At 68.1% G+C, this 17,795-nt stretch carries 22 protein-coding genes; 11 read left to right on the top strand and 11 right to left on the bottom strand.

All coding sequences use genetic code 11. The annotated features are described in order from the left end of the window. Positions 1–217 precede the first annotated feature (217 nt). The 7 genes from LTH96_RS00995 to LTH96_RS00965 all read left to right on the top strand — a co-directional run bounded on the left by LTH96_RS00995 (position 218) and on the right by LTH96_RS00965 (position 5,236). A complete protein-coding gene (locus LTH96_RS00995) occupies positions 218–976 on the top strand; it encodes an amino acid ABC transporter permease (RefSeq protein ID WP_241463749.1) in 759 nt (252 codons plus the stop codon). Positions 977–984: 8 nt separating this feature from the next. Continuing rightward, positions 985–1,677 carry an ectoine/hydroxyectoine ABC transporter permease subunit EhuD gene (gene ehuD, locus LTH96_RS00990; RefSeq protein WP_241463748.1) on the top strand — a complete coding sequence of 231 codons (693 nt, stop codon included), beginning with the start codon at positions 985–987 and terminating at the stop codon, positions 1,675–1,677. Further along, positions 1,661–2,455 carry an amino acid ABC transporter ATP-binding protein gene (locus LTH96_RS00985; protein WP_241463747.1) on the top strand — a complete coding sequence of 265 codons (795 nt, stop codon included), beginning with the start codon at positions 1,661–1,663 and terminating at the stop codon, positions 2,453–2,455. Before ehuD ends, LTH96_RS00985 begins: the two co-directional genes overlap by 17 nt. Before the next feature lie 56 nt (positions 2,456–2,511). After that, positions 2,512–3,795, top strand: coding sequence for an aspartate kinase (locus tag LTH96_RS00980; protein ID WP_241463746.1), 1,284 nt, complete (start codon positions 2,512–2,514; stop codon positions 3,793–3,795). Positions 3,796–3,803: 8 nt separating this feature from the next. Further along, the gene (locus tag LTH96_RS00975) at positions 3,804–3,998 is read left to right on the top strand and encodes a hypothetical protein (protein ID WP_241463745.1); all 195 of its coding nucleotides are present in this window, start codon (positions 3,804–3,806) and stop codon (positions 3,996–3,998) included. Further along, positions 3,998–4,222, top strand: a complete 225-nt coding sequence (locus tag LTH96_RS00970) for a hypothetical protein (RefSeq protein ID WP_241463744.1) — start codon at positions 3,998–4,000, stop codon at positions 4,220–4,222. Before LTH96_RS00975 ends, LTH96_RS00970 begins: the two co-directional genes overlap by 1 nt. Before the next feature lie 150 nt (positions 4,223–4,372). After that, entirely contained in the window at positions 4,373–5,236 is an 864-nt protein-coding gene (locus LTH96_RS00965) for a 3-methyladenine DNA glycosylase (protein WP_241463743.1), read from the top strand. An 80-nt stretch (positions 5,237–5,316) separates the two neighbouring features. Here LTH96_RS00965 and LTH96_RS00960 read toward each other — a convergent pair whose 3' ends face one another. From LTH96_RS00960 to LTH96_RS00950, 3 genes are all read right to left on the bottom strand, one after another. Continuing rightward, positions 5,317–5,973, bottom strand: a complete 657-nt coding sequence (locus tag LTH96_RS00960; protein ID WP_241463742.1) for an NAD(P)-binding domain-containing protein — start codon at positions 5,971–5,973, stop codon at positions 5,317–5,319. 142 nt (positions 5,974–6,115) lie between these two features. Then, positions 6,116–6,865, bottom strand: a complete 750-nt coding sequence (locus LTH96_RS00955) for an SDR family oxidoreductase (RefSeq protein WP_241463741.1) — start codon at positions 6,863–6,865, stop codon at positions 6,116–6,118. A 74-nt stretch (positions 6,866–6,939) separates the two neighbouring features. Further along, on the bottom strand, positions 6,940–7,437 hold the full coding sequence (locus tag LTH96_RS00950; RefSeq protein WP_241463740.1) for a YchJ family protein: 498 nt from the start codon (positions 7,435–7,437) through the stop codon (positions 6,940–6,942). 188 nt (positions 7,438–7,625) lie between these two features. Between LTH96_RS00950 and purS the strand changes: the two genes are divergently transcribed. Genes purS through purL form a run of 3 tightly spaced genes read left to right on the top strand, consistent with a single transcriptional unit; the run spans position 7,626 to position 11,034 of the window. Next, complete coding sequence (gene purS / locus LTH96_RS00945; protein ID WP_241463739.1) at positions 7,626–7,886, top strand: phosphoribosylformylglycinamidine synthase subunit PurS; 261 nt, start codon at positions 7,626–7,628, stop codon at positions 7,884–7,886. After that, positions 7,883–8,662, top strand: coding sequence for a phosphoribosylformylglycinamidine synthase subunit PurQ (gene purQ / locus LTH96_RS00940; RefSeq protein WP_241463738.1), 780 nt, complete (start codon positions 7,883–7,885; stop codon positions 8,660–8,662). Before purS ends, purQ begins: the two co-directional genes overlap by 4 nt. 11 nt (positions 8,663–8,673) lie before the next feature. Beyond that, a complete protein-coding gene (gene purL / locus LTH96_RS00935) occupies positions 8,674–11,034 on the top strand; it encodes a phosphoribosylformylglycinamidine synthase subunit PurL (RefSeq protein WP_241463737.1) in 2,361 nt (786 codons plus the stop codon). A gap of 83 nt (positions 11,035–11,117) precedes the next feature. On the opposite strand, the gene LTH96_RS00930 is transcribed toward purL, so the two are convergent. From LTH96_RS00930 to LTH96_RS00910, 5 genes are all read right to left on the bottom strand, one after another. Then, positions 11,118–12,071 (bottom strand): L-lactate dehydrogenase, encoded by a 954-nt coding sequence (locus LTH96_RS00930; RefSeq protein ID WP_241463736.1) that lies wholly within the window; start codon positions 12,069–12,071, stop codon positions 11,118–11,120. A 70-nt stretch (positions 12,072–12,141) separates the two neighbouring features. Beyond that, entirely contained in the window at positions 12,142–12,339 is a 198-nt protein-coding gene (locus tag LTH96_RS00925; protein WP_241463735.1) for a hypothetical protein, read from the bottom strand. A gap of 3 nt (positions 12,340–12,342) precedes the next feature. Beyond that, entirely contained in the window at positions 12,343–13,122 is a 780-nt protein-coding gene (locus LTH96_RS00920; RefSeq protein ID WP_304653910.1) for an amino acid ABC transporter ATP-binding protein, read from the bottom strand. Further along, a complete protein-coding gene (locus LTH96_RS00915; RefSeq protein ID WP_241464419.1) occupies positions 13,109–13,774 on the bottom strand; it encodes an amino acid ABC transporter permease in 666 nt (221 codons plus the stop codon). Before LTH96_RS00915 ends, LTH96_RS00920 begins: the two co-directional genes overlap by 14 nt. 46 nt (positions 13,775–13,820) lie before the next feature. Next, entirely contained in the window at positions 13,821–14,648 is an 828-nt protein-coding gene (locus LTH96_RS00910; RefSeq protein WP_241463734.1) for an amino acid ABC transporter substrate-binding protein, read from the bottom strand. Between the two features lie 145 nt (positions 14,649–14,793). Here LTH96_RS00910 and LTH96_RS00905 point away from each other — a divergent pair, with 145 nt between their 5' ends. Further along, entirely contained in the window at positions 14,794–15,264 is a 471-nt protein-coding gene (locus tag LTH96_RS00905; protein ID WP_241463733.1) for a pyrimidine dimer DNA glycosylase/endonuclease V, read from the top strand. 53 nt (positions 15,265–15,317) lie between these two features. On the opposite strand, the gene LTH96_RS00900 is transcribed toward LTH96_RS00905, so the two are convergent. From LTH96_RS00900 to LTH96_RS00890, 3 genes are all read right to left on the bottom strand, one after another. Further along, the gene (locus tag LTH96_RS00900) at positions 15,318–16,157 is read right to left on the bottom strand and encodes a MetQ/NlpA family ABC transporter substrate-binding protein (RefSeq protein WP_241463732.1); all 840 of its coding nucleotides are present in this window, start codon (positions 16,155–16,157) and stop codon (positions 15,318–15,320) included. Between the two features lie 143 nt (positions 16,158–16,300). Further along, the gene (locus LTH96_RS00895; RefSeq protein WP_241463731.1) at positions 16,301–16,978 is read right to left on the bottom strand and encodes a methionine ABC transporter permease; all 678 of its coding nucleotides are present in this window, start codon (positions 16,976–16,978) and stop codon (positions 16,301–16,303) included. Beyond that, a complete protein-coding gene (locus LTH96_RS00890; RefSeq protein ID WP_241463730.1) occupies positions 16,975–17,784 on the bottom strand; it encodes a methionine ABC transporter ATP-binding protein in 810 nt (269 codons plus the stop codon). Before LTH96_RS00890 ends, LTH96_RS00895 begins: the two co-directional genes overlap by 4 nt. Between the last annotated feature and the right edge of the window lie 11 nt (positions 17,785–17,795).

The raw sequence follows: 17,795 nt of genomic DNA, 5'->3' as shown, positions 1-17,795 counted from the left end.
TACACCCCACGGTGGTCGGCCCTGCAACAGGGCCGACCACCCCAGGCGTGGCAACACCACCGGGTCCCCCCCCCCACAACAACCCTATCACCAACCCACCCCGCCTCTTCTCCAAACCCCCCCCCCGGGGGGCCCCCCCCCCCCCCCCCCCCCCCCCCCGCTTCGGTGACACCACTTCGGTGACACGACCTCCAGCAGAGAGGAACCACCTCCTACCGTGGACTGGTTAGAACAACAGCAGCAGAACTTCGAGTCGCTGCAGAACTTCGGGCCCCGACTCTGGGATGGATTCCTGCTCACCGTGCAGCTCACCCTTCTCGGTGCAGCCCTTGCCTTCGTCATCGCCGTGATCCTCGGCCTGATGGGCGGCAGCCCCAAATGGTGGCTGCGCACCCCCGCCCGCATCATCATCGAGTTCTTCCGCGGCACCTCGCTGCTGGTGCAGCTGTTCTGGGTGTACTACGTGCTGCCCCTCTTCGGGCTGACCCTGGAGAGCCCCTTCACCGTCGGTGTGATCGCGCTCGGCGTGAACTACGGCGCCTACGGCGCCGAAGCGGTCCGCGCCTCGATGACCTCCGTGGCGAGCGGGCAGTGGGAGGCCACCGTGGCGCTCTCCATGTCCTGGACCCATAAGATCCGCCGGGTCATCTTCCCGCAGGCCTGGGCGCTGATGATCCCTTCACTGGCCAACCTGCTGGTGCACCTGCTGAAAGGTTCGGCCATCGTCTACATCGTCGGCCTCAATGACTTCAACTTCGAGCTGGATCAGCTGCGCCGCGTGACCAGCGCCTGGTTCTCCTACGCCTTCGTCGGTCTCATCGGATACTTCGCCTTCGCGCTGGCGCTCACCCAGGGGATGCGGCTGCTTGAGATTCGCGCCAAGCATCGACTCGGCCAGGGGCTCAGCATGCGGGAGATCCTCTCCCCCGCACCCAAGGTGCCCACCTCCGGCATCCAGCCGGGAGGTGCCTCATGATCCCCGTCATGCCATTCACCGCAGACCCGGCCCCCGCCACAGGGTCCACCGGCAACGTCTGGAACTGGGACTTCGCCATCGAGATCTTTCCGGCGATCCTGCGTGCATTCATCGAGGTCACCCTCCTGGTGACCGTCGTGGGCACGGTGATCGCGGCGCTTCTGGGCCTGGTCATCGCCATCCTGCTGCGCGTGCTCCCCCGCCCGCTCGCCTTCGTCCTGCGCTGGGCGGCCAACTTCATCCGGATGACCCCGCTGGTGGTCCAGCTGCTGGTCCTCTACTACGGCTTCACCTGGATGGATCCGCTGACCATAGGCTTCATCGTGTTCGGCATCCACTACGCGACCTACATGTCGGAGGTCTACCGGGCCGGCATCGATTCGGTGCCGAAGGGTCAGTGGGAGGCCACCAAGGCGCTCTCGATGAGCGCCGGGCGGACCTGGCGCCGCGTGGTCATCCCGCAGGCGCTGCGCTCCACCATCCCCTCGCTGGGCAACTACGCGATCTCGATGTTCAAGGACACTCCGTTCCTCTTCGTGATCTCGGTGGCAGAGATGGTCCGGGTCGCGCAGACCATCGGCGCCCAGACCTTCCGCTACACCGAGGCGATCACCATCGCCGGCCTGATCTTCCTCGCCGCCAGCTACCCCACTGCACTGCTGATCAACCGTCTGGAGAAGCGACTTGCCTACGCCAACTGACCCCGAGGTCCCGGTCATCGAGTTCGTCGATGTTCAGAAGAGCTTCGGGGACAACATCGTGCTCAAAGACCTGAACTTCTCGGTCCGGCGCGGAGAACGGGTGACCCTGATCGGTCCCTCCGGTTCAGGAAAGACCACCATCCTGCGCCTGGTGATGACACTCGAGGAGCTCACGGGCGGGTACATCTTCGTCGACGGCGAGCCGCTGACCCACCGGGAGAAGGACGGCAAGCGCGTCGCCGTCTCCTCCAAGGAGCAGAAGAAGCTGCGCACCCGGATCGGGATGGTGTTCCAGCAGTTCAACCTGTTCCCCAACATGACCGTGCTGGAGAACATCATCGAGGCGCCCATCTACGTGCTGGGCCAGTCCAAGGCCGAGGCCACCGCGAAAGCACATTCGCTGCTGGAACAGGTCGGCCTGCCCGACAAGGCCGACCAGCACCCGCTGAGCCTCTCGGGTGGACAGCAGCAGCGCGTCGCCATCGCCCGGGCGCTGGCCATGGACCCGGAGATCCTGCTGCTCGACGAGGTCACCTCCGCACTGGACCCCGAGGTCGTCGGAGACGTGCTCAACATCCTGCGCAACGTCGCGGACACCACCAATGTGACCATGCTGATCGTGACGCATGAGATGAGCTTCGCCCGCGACGTCTCCCATAAGGTGATGATGTTCGACGGCGGCCGCGTCATCGAAGAGGGGGCGCCGGAGAAGATCTTCTCGGACCCCAGCCACCAGCGCACCCAGCAGTTCCTCAGCGCTGTGCTCGGCGACGCCTGATCAGATTTAGAATTGACCTACCTTCCCAAACATCCCCAGGAGTGAGACAACCTGTCATGAGCCTGATCGTTCAGAAGTACGGCGGATCATCCGTTGCAGACGCCGAAAGCATCAAACGAGTGGCGAAGCGGATCGTCGAGACCAAGCGCGCCGGGCACCAGGTCGTGGTGGTCGTGTCCGCGATGGGTGACACCACCGATGACCTGCTCGACCTCGCAGGCCAGCTCACCTCGTCACCGCCGTCCCGCGAGATGGACATCCTGCTCTCCTCCGGTGAGCGCATGTCCATGGCGCTGCTGGCGATGGCGATCCACGAGCTGGGCGAGTCCGCCCAGTCCTTCACCGGCTCCCAGGCCGGCATGATCACCGACGCCATCCACGGCAAGGCCCGCATCATCGAGGTCTCCCCGCTGCGCGTGCAGGAATCCCTCGACGCCGGCCACGTCGGCATCGTCGCAGGGTTCCAGGGGATGAGCCGGGAGTCCCGAGACATCACCACGATGGGACGCGGCGGCTCCGACACCACCGCCGTCGCCCTGGCGGCCGCGCTGAAGGCCGACGCCTGCGAGATCTACACCGACGTCGACGGGGTCTTCACCGCAGATCCGCGCGTGGTCAAGACCGCCCGGAAGATCGATGAGATCTCCAGCGACGAGATGCTGGAGATGGCGGCCGCCGGCACCAAGGTGCTGCATCTGCGCTCGGTGGAGTACGCCCGCCGGTTCGGCGTGAAGCTCCACGTCCGGTCCTCGTTCAGCCAGCTCGAAGGCACCTGGGTCATCCCCAACCCCAAAGACACCGTCAAGATTCAGGAAGGCGAACCCTTGGAACAGCCGATCATCTCCGGCGTCTCTCACGACGCATCCGAAGGAAAACTCACCATCACCGGCGTCCCGGACGTCCCGGGCAAGGCGGCGGAGATCTTCAACCTCATCGCCGAGGGTGCGATCAACATCGACATGATCGTCCAGGACGTCTCCATGGCGACCAAGACCACCAACATCTCCTTCACCCTCCCCGGTGAGGACGGCGAGCGCGCCCAGGAGATGCTCAACGCGCACAAGGCCATCATCGGCTTCGAGTCCCTGGACTTCGTGCCCCAGGTCGGCAAGGTCTCGCTGATCGGCGGCGGGATGCGCAACCACCCCGGCGTCTCGGCACGGTTCTTCACCGCCCTGCGCGACGCCGGGATCAACATCGGCCTGATCTCCACCTCCGAGATCCGCGTCTCGGTGATCACCGACGTCGAGCTGCTGGACCGTGCGGTGGCGGCGATCCACACCGCCTTCGGCCTGGACTCCGACGAAGAGGCGACGGTCTACGCCGGCACCGGCCGCTGAACCCGACCATGGGCACCGTGGTGCGCCCCGCCGTCGGGCGCTTCGATGACTTCGGTGAGGTCGTCGGGGTGAGGAAGCCCGGCGGTCTGGGGTGCTGGTGCATGTCCTACCGGGACTCCCGGATCTCGGGTCCGGACCGGCCGGCCTTCATGGAGGAGACCCCTGGTCGGTGGTCCGCGCCGGATTCCGACGGCGCGGGCTGATGCATGATCTCCTCGACGGTGCCGTGGGGCACGCCGCCGCTCACGGGGCTGCAGTTCTCGAGGGGTATCCGATGGAGCTCGAAGAGGGCACGCGGGTCGATGTGATCAGCGGCTATGTCGGCACCACGGAGCTCTTCCAGGCCCACGGGTTCGAGGTCGCCGGGCCCACCACCGCACACAGCGGACACCGGCCGCGCTGGATCATGCGCCGAGAGCTGGGCTGAGCGGCGTCTGCCCCCGATATCGGCGCCACCAGCACACAGGCGGCAGGTGTACCCTTTACGGGTTCCCTGCCGCCTGCGCACTTGGTACGAGTGATATACCCGATGGTAACCGAAACACCAGCTCCGCTCGGGGCAACACACGGTCTGACCGTGATTCCTGAACAGGAGCACCGCCAGCGAGCTGCCGCCCACCAGGCCGTGGTCAACCGCCTCACCGAGGACTTCCTGGCACGCCGTCATGCCGGCACCAAGCACCCGGTGGAGGACTTCCTCTTCACCTACTACTCCCACTCCCCCGGCAAGCTCTCCCGCTGGCACCCGGGTGCGGGATTCGCGCTCGAGGACTCGCCGGAGACTGAGCGGACCGAATGGAAGCACTACCGCAGCACTCCCGCCGGGGTGACCCTCGACGTCGAGGGCTTCCGCACAGATCGGGCCTCCATGATCGGTTTCGCGCGGCGCCTGTTGAGCACGACGGCGGCCGCGCCGGCCCAGCTGGGATGCTTCGGGCTGCACGAGTGGGCCATGGTGTACAAGTCGGTGGACCATGGCCAGCGCCACGACCAGGTCCCGCTGCGGCTCGGCGCCGCCGGCACCGACGAGGTGGTGGAGGCCGCGAACATCCGGTGCACCCATTTCGACGCCTACCGCTTCTACACGCCCTCGGCCCGGCCGCTCAATGCGCTCGAGCCGACCCGGGAATCGCAGACCCGGATGGAGCAGCCGGGCTGCCTGCACGCCAATATGGACCTCTATAAATGGGCCTATAAGCTCATTCCCGCGGTCAGCAGCGACCTGCTCCTCGAGTGCTTCGATCTGGCCTCACGGATCCGCCGGCTGGATATGCGCGCCTCCCCCTACGACTTGAGCGACTGGGGCTACGAGCCGGTGCCGATCGAGACTCCCGCGGGGCGATCGGCCTACGCCCGGGCGCAGAAGGGCTTCGCGGAGGAGTCCCAGGTGCTGCGTGGGAAGCTGCTCGCGGTGCTGGAGGAGATTGAGCCGCCTGGCTGACCCTGTGGATCCGGTCTGACCTGTTCCGGTCTGATCAGGCGGATGCAATAACGCCTGATCAGACCGCTGAGCAGCCTGCCTCAGGCGTTGGCGAGCACCCGGCTGCATTCGCTGAGCAGCTCCTGCATCCGCGCGGCGTCGTGGCGGCCGTTGAAGATCTCGGTGCCGTTCTCGAAGGCCCTGCCGGCCGCGAGCGGTCCCGCGTCCACGGCGTCGTAGCCGAGGGAGTCCACGAAGTCCTGGACCAGGGCCTTGGCTGCGGTGTCATCGGCGGCGACGGCGAGCGCCCGGCGCTGCGGGTCCCCGGCCGGGTAGGAATCGATCTCCAGATCGCCGTAGCCGATGTGGTTCAGCGTCTTGACGACCCGCGCACCGCCGAGGAACTCCGCGACGACCTCGCTGGTGCTGGTGCCGTTCTCGAACTCGTCCATGAAGCCATCCACCGGCGCCCAGTAGTTCATGGTGTCGATCACCACCTGGTCTCGCAGCACCGAGGTGTCGATGCTGCGGTACTTGTGCAGCGGCACGGCCAGCACGATGATGTCGGCGCCGCTCAGCTGCTCGCGGTCCACGGCGGCGGCGCCGGGGACGATCACCTCGGTGAGCAGCGCGATGTCTGCAGCGGGCTTGGCGGTCGCGATCTTCACGGCATGACCGGCCCGCACGGCCTGACGGGCGACGGCGGTGCCGACCCGGCCAGCACCGAGCACTCCGATGGTCAGTGGCGTCTGCGTCATGGTGATCCCGTCCCTCGGCCAGCGGTGGACCGATTCTTCAAAAACTGTAAGATTTCGCCTGGCATAACGTGAGCGGCTGCGGTTTTGTTCCACCCGCCGGGTGACTGGCTCCCCACCGCTGAGCCCCCGGCGGCAGGACGGCTCACCTCTGCGAGAGCCACTGCTCGGCCGTCGTGGTGGTGATGACCGTGGGTGAGGGCGGGATCAGCGCCCCGCTGCCCAGCGCGGTCCCTCCCAGCGGGATCCGCACCACCCGGCGGGCCACATGATCCTGCTCGTTGATCGCCCTGGCCAGCTCCGCCATGTCGACCTGCTCTGGACCGCAGACCTCGGTGACCTCGGCAGGCTGCTGGGTCAGGGCCTGCTCCACCAGCTGTTCCGCGGCCTCTGCGACCGCGATCGGACGCGAGAGCAGGCCGGGGACGAACGCCGTGCCCGCCAGCCGCGTCTGTCTCAGGAGCTGTTCGGCCAGTTCGAACCACTGGGTCGTGCCCACGATGCTCAGCGGAAGCCCGCTTCCGCGGTAGACCCTCTCCTGGGCTGCCTTGCCGCGGTAGTGCCCGAGCCAGCGGTTGACGCGAGGGTCGCCCGCATTGACGATCGAGAGGCAGACGACGCGGGCCCGCGTCCCCTCCAGGGCGGCCACCACGTTCCGCGCGGCGGGCTCGAAGAACCCTGCCGCGGCCCGCGCCGTGAAGCTCTGATGATTCAGACAGTCCACGACGACCTCAGCCCCCACCAGCGCGCGCCGCAGCGCTGCAAGATCGCCGATGTCTACACCGAGATGCCGGCTGACGCCCACGGTCTCCACCCCACGGCTCGGCAGACGCCGCATCACCAGCGATCCGGCCAGCCCTGAGGCTCCCAGCACTGCCACTCGTGTCGCTGCCATGCCACGGTCCTCTGCCCGCTGGATCTCTTGACGTTCGCCCACTGTAGACGCTCCCGCGGATGCACGTCAGGGGTTCAGCTCACGTCACCGTCGACGTAGAGCCACTGGCCGGACTCGCGGCGGAACCGGCTCAGTTCGCGCAGCCTCCCCCCGGCGCCCTGATGATCGTGGTGCAGGTAGGTGGCCACGAACTCCACCGTCCCGGTGTCGTGGAACGGGCCGCCCGCCGTCGTGCCCAGGATGCTCAACCGGGTCCAGTCCGGGCCTGGCGCGGTGAGGTCGCTCAGCGCGGGCCGGGTCTCGGCGGCCCAGGTGCGGTGCAGATAGCCGCCGAAGCGTCCTGGATCGCGGTGAAGCAGCGCGTTCGCGCTGAAGCGGGACCGCATCAATGCTTCCGCCGTCGGAGCCGGTGCGCCCAGGTGGAAGCGCTCGCAGCAGGCGGTGTAGGCGTCGCCGGATCCGCAGGGACAGCGCGGGTCGCCATGCCGCTGCTCGGTGTCCGACGGGCCGGCGCCGGGCTGGTCGGTGTCCGGCTGCTCGGCGCCGGGCTGGGCGGATGCGTTCTCGGTCATCGCTCCAGCATCTCATCAGGCTCACCCGTCATCCCTGGCGCGGGCACCCGGTAGACTGATCCGGCAAGCTCGCGGAGCGTGCCGCCGTCGTCCCCAGCCGTGCTGATCTGGACCCGCGCGGTGCGTGAGACGGCACCTCGTAGCGGTCCCGCGGGCTCATCCACTCGCACCATCGCACAGGAGACCCTATGCCGCGCATCATCGTCGAGGTCATGCCCAAGCCAGAGATTCTCGATCCCCAGGGCAAGGCCATCGCCTCCGCGCTGCCGCACCTGGGATTCACCGACTTCTCCGGCGTCCGCCAGGGCAAGCGCTTCGAGCTCACCTTCGAGGGTGTTGTCACCGAGCAGGTCTTGGAGAGCGCCCGAACCGCCGCGGCAGAGATGCTCTCGAACCCCGTGATCGAAGACGTCATCAGCGTGCGCGTCGATGATGAGGGCGCTGCATGAGCACGGAGACTCCTCTGATCGGGGACTTCCATGCGGCCCCCGCCGCGAACCCGCTGAGCGGGGCGCGCATCGGCGTCGTCACCTTCCCCGGCACCCTCGATGACCGCGACGCCGCGCGCGCCGTCCGCCTCGGCGGCGGCACCGCCGTCCCGCTCTGGCACGCCGATGAGTCGCTGCAGAATGTGGACGCCATCGTGCTCCCCGGCGGCTTCTCCTACGGGGACTACCTGCGCGCCGGCGCCATCGCCCGCTTCGCCCCGATGATGAACAAGATCATCGAGGCAGCCACCGCCAGCTCAGGCACCCGACTCCCGGTGCTGGGCATCTGCAACGGATTCCAGATGCTCACCGAATCCCACCTGCTGCCGGGTTCGATGGTGAAGAACGATCACCTGAAGTTCCTCTGCCGTGACCAGGTGCTGCGTGTGGAGAACACCTCCACCCCGTGGACCTCACAGTTCACCCCCGAGGAGCTCATCGCGATCCCGCTGAAGAACCAGGACGGCCAGTACCTCGCCGACCCGGCCACCCTGGAGGCGCTCGAGGCCGAGGGCCGCGTGGTCTTCCGCTACGTGGGCGAGAACCCCAACGGTTCACGCAACCGCATCGCCGGCGTGACCAACGAGACTCACAACGTGGTGGGCCTGATGCCGCACCCCGAGCACGCCGTGGAAGCCGGCTACGGTCCCGATGACGCCACCGGGATGCGCAGCGGCACCGACGGACTGACCATCTTCACCTCCGTGATCGCATCTCTTGCCGGAGGTGCCCAGTGAGCGAGCCGACTGTGACAGACAAAGAATTCAACATCGACACCGTGGAGCACGCCTCCACCACCCCCGACACCGACCTGCCCTGGGCCGAGCTCGGCCTGAAGTCCGACGAGTATGACCGGATCGTCTCGATCCTGGGGCGGCGGCCGACGGCGGCCGAGCTGGCCATGTACTCGGTGATGTGGTCCGAGCACTGCTCGTACAAGTCCTCCAAGGTCCACCTGCGCCAGTTCGGCGAAAAGGTCACCGAGGAGATGAAGAAGGACCTGATGGTCGGCATCGGCGAGAACGCCGGCGTCACCGACCTCGGCGACGGCTGGGCCGTCACCTTCAAGATCGAGTCGCACAACCACCCCAGCTTCGTGGAGCCCTACCAGGGCGCTGCCACCGGTGTGGGCGGAATCGTGCGCGACATCATCTCCATGGGCGCCCGCCCGGTGGCGGTGATGGATCCGCTGCGCTTCGGCGACATCGATCACCCTGACACCTTGCGGGTGCTGCCCGGCGTGGTCTCCGGCATCGGCGGCTACGGCAACTCCCTGGGCCTGCCCAACATCGGCGGCGAAGTCGTCTTCGACTCCGTCTACCAGGACAACCCGCTGGTCAACGCGCTGGCCGTGGGCGTGATGCGCCATGAGGACCTCCGCCTGGCCAACGCCTCGGGCGTGGGCAACAAGGTGGTCCTCTTCGGTGCCCGCACCGGCGGCGACGGGATCGGCGGAGCCTCGGTGCTGGCCTCGGAGTCCTTCGACGACTCCAAGCCCTCCAAGCGTCCCGCGGTGCAGGTCGGTGACCCCTTCGCCGAGAAGGTGCTCATCGAGTGCTGCCTCGAGCTCTTCCACGCCGAACTGGTCGAGGGCATCCAGGACCTCGGTGCAGCCGGCATCTCCTGCGCCACCTCCGAGCTCGCCTCCAACGGCGAGGGCGGCATGCACGTGGAGCTCACCGACGTGCTGCTGCGCGATCCCTCGCTGACCCCGGGAGAGATCCTGATGTCAGAGTCCCAGGAACGCATGATGGCAGTGGTCACCCCGGCCAACGCCGCCGAGTTCGAGCGCGTCATGGCCAAGTGGGAGGTCGAATACTCCTGGCTGGGCGAGGTCACCGACACCGGCCGGCTGATCATCGAATGGGACGGCGAGACCATCGTCGACGTCGACCCGCGCACCGTCGCCCATGACGGCCCGGTCTACGAGCGGCCCTACCACCGACCGGACTGGCAGGACGCCCTGCAGGCCGACACCTTCCGCTCATCAGCCGCAGGCGAGAACCTGCCGCAGACCGCGCAGGAGCTCGGCGGCGCCGTCGTGGACCTGATGACCAGCCCGAACATGGCGGACGTCTCCTGGATCACCGATCAGTACGACCGCTTCGTCGGCGGCAACACCGCGCTCTCCCAGCCCGATGACTCCGGTGTGATCCGGGTGGACGAGGAGACCGGGCTCGGCGTCGCCCTCTCCACCGACGCCAACGCGCGCTACACCTATCTGGACCCCTACACCGGGGCGCAGCTGGCGCTGGCCGAGTCCTACCGCAACGTGGCCACCACCGGGGCCATCCCGATGGCGGTCTCGGACTGCCTGAACTTCGGCTCCCCGGAGGACCCGGAGGTCATGTGGCAGTTCGCCGAGGCCGTGCGCGGCCTCGCCGACGGCTGCCAGGAGCTCGGCGTGCCGGTCACCGGGGGAAACGTCTCGCTGTATAACCAGACCGCCGGCCGGGCCATCCACCCCACCCCGGTGGTGGGCGTGCTGGGCAAGTTCGACGACGTCAGCCGGCGCACCCCCTCGGGCTTCGAGCGCTGGGCCGACGGCCAGGCGATCTACCTGCTCGGGACCACCCACGATGAGCTCGACGGCTCCGAGTTCGCCCGCGGCCGCGACCACCTGGGCGGGCTGCCGCCGAAGGTGGACCTTGGCGCGGAGAAGATGCTCGGCGAGATCCTGATCAACGCTTCCCGCGACGGCATGATCGACGCCGCCCACGACCTCTCCGAGGGCGGGCTCGCCGCCGGACTGGCCGAGATGGGCCTGCGCTTCGGCGTGGGCGCCCGGGTGGCCGTGGACGGGATCTGCGAACGCGACGGCGTGGACCCGTTCACCGCGCTCTTCAGCGAGTCCCAGGCCCGCGCCCTGGTCGCGCTGCCCCGGTCGGAGGAGCTGCGCTTCACCGATATGACCACGGCGCGGGGCTTCGCGGCGCTGCGCATCGGCGTGGTGGATGCGAGCTCCGGGGACCTCGAGGTCGCCGGACCCTATGCGGGCGACAGCTTCACGCTGGGCCTGGATGAGCTGCGCGAGGCATGGAGCGCGGTCATCCCCTCGCGCTTCGCCACCCTGGGTGAGGCCACCGAAGCGGTCCGCCAGGAGAAGTAGAGCACGGCCGCTGGAGCAGACCAGCGCCGGCCGAGACGAAGAGACCACCCTGGCGGATGCCAGGGTGGTCTCTTCGTCTTGGGTCAGATCCCCAGCGAGGCCTGCACCTGGGCCAGCGCCTGCGCGGAGTCACGCAGCGCCTGGGCCTCGTTCGCCGCGAAGGGGGTGGTCGTCACCGGCTGCACACCGCTGGCGGAGACCACGGTCGGGATGGACAGCGCCACCCCGCTGATGTCGAGGAATCCGTCGAGGACGCTGCTGACCGGAAGGATCGCGTTCTCATCGTTGAGCACCGCCTCCACGATCCGGGCCGCGGAGAGCCCGATCGCGTAGTTCGTGGCACCCTTGCCGGCGATCACCTTGTAGGCGGCGTTGCGCACCTCATCGGAGAGGGTCTCGAGCTCCTCGGTGTCGAAGACCCGCAGCCCTTCACGCTCCCAGTCCAGCAGCGGGGTCACCCCGATGCTGGCCGCGGACCAGAGCGGGAACTCGGTGTCGCCGTGCTCCCCCACGATGTGGGCGTGCACGCTGGACTGCGCGACACCGGCGCGCTGGGCCAGCTTCCAGCGCAGTCGCGCGGTGTCCAGCACGGTCCCGGAGGAGAACACCCGACTGCTGGGCAGCCCGGTGATCTGCTGGGCGGCCACGGTCAGCACGTCGCAGGGATTGGTGACCAGCAGATACACCGCATCCGGAGCGCGCTCCAGCAGCTTCGGGAGCATGCTGCGCAGGATGTCCACATTGGTGCCGGCCAGGTCGAGTCTGGTCTGTCCGGGGTGCTGTTTGGCCCCGGCCGTGATGACGACGACGTCGGCGCCCTCCACGTGCCTGAGGTCCGCGCCGCCGTCGATGTCCGTGGCGCCGGTGAACTGGCTGCCGTGGGCAAGGTCGAGGACCTCTGCTTCGACCCGGGCGGCGTCGATGTCATAGAGGCGCACTTGCCGTGCGGAGCCGCGGATCATGGCCGCATAGGCGGTGGATGTGCCGACGCTTCCCGCTCCGACGATGGCCAGGGTGGAGTTCTCGATGACGCTCATGGGCTCAGCCTGTCACAGCAGCGGACGCTCGAACAGAGGCTGTTCCCGGGACCGCGGATTCAGCTGAGCGTCAGTGCCGGCAGAGACAGGACGGGTGTCCTGCGGGGTCGGCGTAGACGTTGAAGCGCTGCGCGCCGGTGGCCATCCGCAGCACCTCGGCCCACAGCGCGACGACCTCGGTCTGCGCCGGGCCTGATGACCGGTCAGGGGCGGCTCGGGGCAGGGGCGGCTCGGGGCAGGCCAGGGCGGCCCAGCTCCGTTCCCGCACGGCTCAGAACGGGTTGAGCAGCCGGTGCACGAACTGCCGGGTGCGCTCCTGCGTCGGCGCGCGCAGCACGTCCTCGGCGGGGCCCTGCTCGACGACGACTCCGCCGTCCATGAAGACGACCGTGTCGGCCACCTCGCGGGCGAAGGCGAGCTCGTGGGTCACCAGGACCATGGTCCAGCCCTCCTCGGCGAGCTCCTTGATCACGGTGAGCACGTCGCCCACAAGTTCGGGATCCAGCGCAGAGGTGGGCTCGTCGAAGAGCAGCAGCGCGGGCTGCTGGGCCAGTGCCCGGACGATGCCCACCCGCTGCTGCTGTCCACCGGAGAGCTGGTGCGGATAGTCGTCGCGCTTCTCGGCGAGACCGACCCGGGCCAGCAGCCGCTCGGCCTCCGCGATGGCCTCGGCCTTGGGGCGCTTCTGGACCTGGATCGGGCCCTCAGTGACGTTCTGCAGCACGGTCCTGTGCGGGAAGAGGTTGTAGCCCTGGAAGACCATCGCCGAGCGGGTCCGCAGCGACTCCTTCTCTCGGCGGGTGGTCTTCGCGGTGAAGGTCACCGCCGGGCCGCCGGAGAATTCCACGGTGCCGGCGTCGGGCTTCTCCAGGCCGTTGAGGCAGCGCAGCACGGTGGTCTTGCCGGAGCCGGAGGGCCCGACGAGGGCGAGCACCTGACCGGGCTGCACCTGCAGGTCGATGGAGCGCAGCACCTCGTTCTCACCGAAGGACTTGTTCAGTCCGGAGACGCGGAGCAGCGGGTCCCTCTGTGCGGGGTCAGTGGGCGACATAGCGATCCAATCTGCGCTCCAGGCGGTCCTGCACGGTGGAGAGCACGAGGCAGAAGACCCAGTAGATCATTGCGGCCTCCACGTAGAGCAGCATGAACTCCTGGCTGAAGGCGGCCACCTGCTGGGCCTGCCGGAACATCTCGGTGACCAGGATCAGCGAGGCCAGTGAGGTGTCCTTGACCAGGGAGATGAAGGTGTTCGAGAGCGGCGGCACCGAGACCCGGGCCGCCTGCGGCAGGATCAGCCGACGCAGCGCCTGGTTGCGGGACATCCCGATCGTGTACCCGGCCTCCCACTGACCCTTGGGCACCGAGAGGATCGCCGCGCGGATGACCTCGGCGGCGTATCCGCCGACGTTCATCGAGAACGCGATCACCGCGCTGGGCCAGGGGTCGATGGTGACCCCGATCGAGGGCAGGCCGAAGAAGATCACGAACAGCTGCACCAGCAGCGGGGTGCCGCGGATCACCGAGATGTAGGCCCTCGCGATCCCCGACAGCAGCCGATTCCCACTGATCCGCATCAGTGCGAGCACCAGGGCGAGCGCGAGCCCGACGGTGAAGCTGGCAAGGGTCAGCGGGATGGTCCCGGTCAGGCCCCCGCGCAGCAGCGGCCAGAACGAGTCGATCGCCAGTTCCCAGTTGATGTCCATCGGTTCCATCAGTTCCGAGCCGCCCACGGGCGCAGCGCGTCACCGATCATTCGGTGACGTCGGCGCCGAAGTACTTCTCGGAGATCTCGGTGAGCGTGCCGTCCTCGGCCAAGGCTGCCAGCGCCTCGTCCACTGCCTCGACCAGGGATTCGCTGCCCTGCCGGAAGGTCAGTGCCGCCTGCGACTGATCCTCGGTCTCGGCGGCGATCTTGATGTTCTCGTTGCCCTCGGTCTCCTGGTAGTCCAGGTAGGTGAGCTTGTCGTTGATGGTCGCGTCGACGCGTCCCTGCTCGAGCAGGGTCACCGACTGTGCCCAGCCCTCCACGGCCTCGACGTTCGCGCCGGATTGGGTGGCCAGGTCGTTCCAGTTGGAGGTCAGCGACTGCGCAGTCGTGGCGCCGTCGAGATCCTCGAAGCTGGAGATCTCCTCGTTCTCCGCCAGGGTGACGATCACGCCGTTGGACACGGTGTAGGGCGCGGAGAACAGGTAGCTCTCCTCGCGCTCCTCGGTGATCGAGACCTGGTTGGCGATCACGTCGAAGCGCTCGGACTCCAGGCCGGCGAACATCGCGTCCCACTGGGTCTCCTCGAAGTCCGCCTCCACGCCGAGCTCCTCGGCGACGGCGGTGACGATCTCGACGTCGTAGCCGGTCAGCTCTCCGGCGCCGCCCTCATGGAAGCTGAACGGACGGTAGGTCCCCTCGGTGCCCACGGTGAGCACCCCGGTCTCCTGCACCTCTTCGAGGGTGAGTCCCGCGGCCGACTCCTCGGCCGGTGCACCGTCCTCCTGCGCCTCGTCGCCTCCGCCGCAGGAGGCCAGCGTCAGGGCCGCGGCGGCAGAGATGGCGAGGGTGGAGAGCAGGCGTGTGGTCATAGGTGGTGCCCCTAGGGTGAAGCGTCGGAGAGTGCCGGCGCGCAATGGTCCGGTCATGGACAGGCACAGAACGGTAGCATCCGCGATGCCCGGGTCAGCGTGCTCTGTTACGCCAGACGTCGCGCAACCCGGTTAGCCTGGAGGGATGCGTATCTGGAGCCTGGACCCCGGCTATCTGGACCGGCAGGGGCTCGTCGCCTGCTGGCGGGAGACGCTGCTCGCCCAGGCGGTGCTGCAGGGCCGGACGAAGGGGTACATGAGTCACCCGCAGCTGGTGCGCTTTCGCGCGCAGGCTGACCCGCTGATCGCGATCGGCGCGTATCTGCAGGGCGTGCTGAGCGAGGCGAGCGCGCGCGGCTACCGCTTCGACGCGACCAAGATCAGCAGCACCGGTGAGCAGGAGCTGATGCCGGTGACGACGGGCCAGCTGCTGCTGGAATGGGATCACCTGGGCGCGAAGCTGCGAACCCGTTCCCCGCTGAAGGCGCAGCAGAACCTGCAGGCGCTGCGTGCCCTGCGTGCCTCGACCGGGGAGACGGCCGTCCCCGCCGCGCACCCGATGATGCGGGTCGTCCCGGGCGGGATCGAGCCCTGGGAGCGCGCGGAGCCGGGCTGAGCCCCGAGCCTGAGCCCCGAGCCTGAGCCCGGGGCCCGCCCGGCGGACCAGCCTCAGAAGGCCGGCATCAGCGTCTCGTCGTGCTCCTCGATGAGGAACTCGCGGACCTCGTCGCTGGTCATGGCGCGCTCGAGGGCCTCGATCTTCTCGGAGTCGAGGTCGCCCTCGCGGGCCACCAGCGAGATCGCGAAGCGCTCGTCGATGTTCTCCTCCACCGCGATGGCGTCCTGAGGGGTCAGCCCGAGGCTGGCGATGTAGGTCGGGTAGTTGAAGACCGCGGCGATGCCGTCCTCCTCATAGGCCGAGGTCAGGTTCAACAGGTCCACCTGGACCCACTCGAGGTCCTTCGGGTTCTCCTCGATGTCCTCGAGCGTGCCTTCGAAGCCGACACCCTCGGCCAGGGTGATCAGCCCCTGGTCGGCGAGGATCGCCAGCGCGCGGCCCTCGTTGGACTCATCGTTGGGCAGCGCGACCTGGGCGCCGTCGGGGATCTCCTCCATGGAGTCGTAGTCCCGGGAGTAGAAGCCCACGCGGGCGTTGTAGATCGGCTGGACGACGGCGAGCTCGGCGTCGTGCTCAGCGTTGTAGGCCTCCATATACGGCTGGTGCTGCGCGAAGTTCGCGTCGACCTCGCCGTCGGCGAGCAGCCGGTTGTACTGGACGTTGTCGCTGACCTCGACGAGCTCGATGGTGTAGCCATCCTCCTCGGCGACCTCGGCGGCGGCTTCGACCACGTCGGTCATCGGCGTGGTGTGCGAGGCGACTTGGATCAGCGTGTCATCACCTTCCGCGTCGCCCGGCTCCGAGGAGCAGGCCGCGGTGGCGAAGAGTGCAAGGACGACGGCGGCCCCGCTGATTGCGCGGACGGGACGGTTCTGCAGTTGGGCAGTCAAGATGCTCCTCGTTCGGATGGGCGGACCCGTGCCGGGCCCGATGGTTTCAACGACGTCGGCGCGCCGGTTATGCCAGGCACGCCGGTGCGGCGGAGTCAGTGGTGCGGCGGAATCAATGGTGCGGCGGAATCAAGCGTGCGGCGTCAGCGTGACCGGTGGTCCAGCGCCATGGAGAGTCGAGTGCCGAAGGTCTGGATCAGCATCACCAGCACCACGATCACCGCGATGGTCACGTACATGATGTCGTACTCATACCGCTGGTAGCCGTAGCGGATGGCGAAGTCACCGACGCCGCCGCCGCCCACGACCCCCATGATCGTGGAGTAGGAGATCATCGAGATGGTGACCGTGGTCAACGAGAGGACGAGCCCGGAGCGTGCCTCCGGGTAGAGGAACCGGGTGACCAGCTGAAGCGTGTCGGCGCCGAGGGAGTCGGCGAGCTCCACGGTGTCGCGGGGGATGTCCACCAGGGTCTGCTCCACCCAGCGGGCGTAGAGCGCGACGGCGACGAAGGAGAGCGGGACCGCCGCGGCGGTGGTCCCGAAGGACGTGCCCACCGCCCAGCGGGTGAACGGGATCAGCGCGACCACGAAGAGCAGGAACGGCACCGAGCGGACCACGTTGACGAAGCCGTTGAGCCCGGTGTAGACCCAGCCCCGCTCCTTGGGCCCGCCACGGCGGGCCAGATACATCCCGGTGCCCATGGGCAGCCCGACCAGCACCGCGGCGAGCAGCGACCAGCCCAGCATCGCGCCGGTCTCCACGATCGAGGTGATGATCTCGCCCCGGTATTCGCTCAGGCGTCGCGCCAGCTCGTTCACTCCTGCTCCCCCTGGAGGTACCGGCGGGCGCGCTCGGAATAGCTGTCGAACTTCTCGCGTGCCTGCAGGTGGGCGATCTCGGCGATGCCGGTCAGCCGGCCGGACTCCAGGATCGCGGCGCGGTCGCAGGCGCCGCGGATGACTTCGAGCTCATGGCTGACCAGCAGGATGGAGGTCCCCATCTCGGCGCGCACGCGCAGCAGGGTGGCCATGACCTCGTCGGTGTGCTGGCTGTCCAGCGAGGAGGTGGGCTCGTCGCAGAGCAGGATGTCGGGCTCGTTGACCAGCGCGCGCGCGATCGCCACCCGCTGCTTCTCTCCGCCGCTGAGCTGGGCGGGATGTTTCAGGGAGTGGGCTCCCATGTTCACGAAGTCGAGCATCTCGCGGGCCCGGTCCTCGGATCGGGAGACTTCGGAACCGGATCTCGGTGATCCTGGTCCGCGCCTTTCGAGGCCGCCGCGGCGCCGGTGCAGGTTCAGCGGCAGCGCCACATTGGCCACGACGGTCTTGTTCGCGAGCAGGTTGAACTGCTGGAAGACCATGCCGATCCGGCGACGCTGGGCGCGTCGCTCGCGTGGGCGCAGCGCGGCGAGGTTGACCCCGTTGACGGTGACGTCTCCCGAGCTGGGCATCTCCAGCGCGTTGACCATCCGCAGCAGGGTGGACTTGCCCGAGCCTGACTCCCCCACCACGCCGAAGATCTCGGACTCTCCGACGCTGAGGCTGACCTCGTGCAGCGCGTGGACCGTCTCGCCTCGGCGAACAGGTCGGGTGTAGCTCTTGGTGACCCGATCGAATTCGATCATCGGTGAAGCAG

The sequence above is a fragment of the Nesterenkonia sp. LB17 genome (assembly GCF_022565915.1).
Lineage (GTDB): Bacteria > Actinomycetota > Actinomycetes > Actinomycetales > Micrococcaceae > Nesterenkonia.
The sequence above is the reverse complement of the archived record's forward strand: the minus strand, read 5'-3'. Positions and strand labels throughout refer to the sequence as shown.